The organism is Streptomyces sp. BR123, from assembly GCF_013401435.1.
Classification (GTDB): domain Bacteria; phylum Actinomycetota; class Actinomycetes; order Streptomycetales; family Streptomycetaceae; genus Streptomyces.
On record NZ_JACBGN010000548.1, the window covers coordinates 1 to 1972 of the forward strand.

General features: G+C 72.8%; 1 protein-coding gene and 1 pseudogene. Both read left to right on the top strand.

The window, feature by feature from the left end; genetic code table 11:
• Positions 1-79 precede the first annotated feature (79 nt).
• Positions 80-1420 carry an NAD(P)/FAD-dependent oxidoreductase gene (locus tag HYE82_RS36135; protein WP_256988197.1) on the top strand — a complete coding sequence of 447 codons (1341 nt, stop codon included), beginning with the start codon at positions 80-82 and terminating at the stop codon, positions 1418-1420.
• 155 nt (positions 1421-1575) lie between these two features.
• Positions 1576-1972 (top strand): annotated as a pseudogene (locus HYE82_RS36140) (PAS sensor protein); the annotation flags it as partial.

A 1972-nucleotide genomic window follows, 5' to 3' on the forward strand; every position in this document is an offset into this window, starting at 1 on the left:
GAGCGTCGTCGGCAGCGTCAGGTGTGTATAAGAGACAGGCCCCCGGCGCATCCTCGTTCTCGGCGGCGGCTACGTCGGCATGTACACGGCGCTCCGGCTCCAGAAGCGGCTCAGAGCCGGCGAAGCCGAGGTCACGGTGGTCACCCCCGACCCCTACATGACGTACCAGCCGTTCCTCCCCGAGGCCGCCGCCGGCTCCATCTCCCCCCGCCACGTCGTGGTCCCGCTGCGCCGCGTCCTCGGCGGCTGCCGCATCGTCATCGGCGAGGCCCGGCGCATCGACCACGCCAAGCGCACCGCCACCGTCACCACCCTCGCCACCGCCGACGAGGGCACCGGCCCCCAGGAGATCGCGTACGACGAGCTCGTCGTCGCCCCCGGCTCCGTCGCCCGCACCCTTCCGGTCCCCGGCCTCGCCGACTACGGCATCGGCTTCAAGACCGTCGAGGAGGCCATCGGGCTGCGCAACCACGTCATCGAGCAGATGGACATCGCGTCCTCCACCCGTGACCCCGCCATCCGCGACGCCGCCCTCACCTTCGTCTTCGTCGGCGGCGGGTTCGCAGGTGTCGAGGCCCTCGGCGAGCTCCAGGACATGGCCCGCTACGCCGCCCGCTACTACCACAACATCAAGGCCGAGGACATGAAGTGGGTCCTGGTCGAGGCCAGCGACCGCATCCTGCCCGAGGTCGGCCCCGAGATGGGCGTCTACACCGTGCGCGAACTGCGAGGCCGCGGCATCGACGTCCGCCTGGAGACCCGTCTCGAATCCTGCGAGAACCGTGTCGCCGTCCTCAGCGACGGCGCCCGGTTCCCCACCCGCACCGTCGTCTGGACCGCCGGCGTCAAACCGCACCCGGTCCTCGCCGCCTCCGACCTCCCCCGCAACGAACGCGGCCGCCTCGTCTGCACCACCTTCCTCACCGTCGAGGGCGTCGAACACGCCTGGGCCGCCGGCGACGCCGCCGCCGTCCCCGACATCACCGCCGCCGAACCGGGCCGCGAGTGCGCCCCCAACGCGCAGCACGCCGTCCGCCAGGCCAAGGTCCTCGCCGACAACCTCGTCGCCTCCCTCCGCGGCGAGGTCCTCACCGAGTACGCGCACAAGTACGTCGGCTCCGTCGCCGCCCTCGGCCTCCACCAGGGCGTCGCCCACGTCTACGGCCGCAAGCTCAAGGGCTATCCGGCCTGGTTCATGCACCGCGCATACCACCTCAGCCGGGTCCCCACGTTCAACCGCAAGATGCGCGTCCTCGCGGAATGGACCCTCGCCGGCCTCTTCAAACGCGAGATCGTCTCCCTCGGCTCCCTCGAACACCCCAGGGCAGAATTCGAACTCGCCGCCGGCGGCGGCCACCGGCACCACGCGCCACCACCTTCGAAGCCCGCCCCCGAACCCCCGCAGGAAAGCCAGGGCTGACGCTGTCAGTGCCGTCGGCCACACTGGACGTGTGACCATAGGTGTGCTCGCACCTGCGCAGAGTGACACCGTCCAGCACCACGCCGACGACCCACCCAGCGATACAGCGACGACAGCGACCGCGACCACTTGCGACACCACGAGGCTTGAACGCAGTGAACTTCACGCGCTGGAGCGCCCGGTTTCCCGGAACGCAGCGCCGCGCCGCCGCCCGGTCCGAACATGCCGCCGCGCAGGCCAAGCGCGGCGAGGGCGCGGTCCCGGCTGCCCGCGGCGCAGCCGGCCGCTCCGCGGCCGCCCCCGACGGCGGCCCGGCCGACGACCCCGCCGCCTCCGGCACGGGCCCGGAGGGCAAAGCCACCGGCCAAAGTGCCGGTACCGGCCAGGGCGTCGGCCCCGTCCCCGCCGCGCCCTCCCTCGACGAGCTCTCCGTACGCGAGGTGCTCGGCCGGCTCCCGGCCCTCGTCGCCCTCGTCCACGGTCCCGACCACCGCGTCGCCTACGTCAACGACGCCTACACCGCGGGCTTCGGCCCCCGCCCCGCCGGCGCCC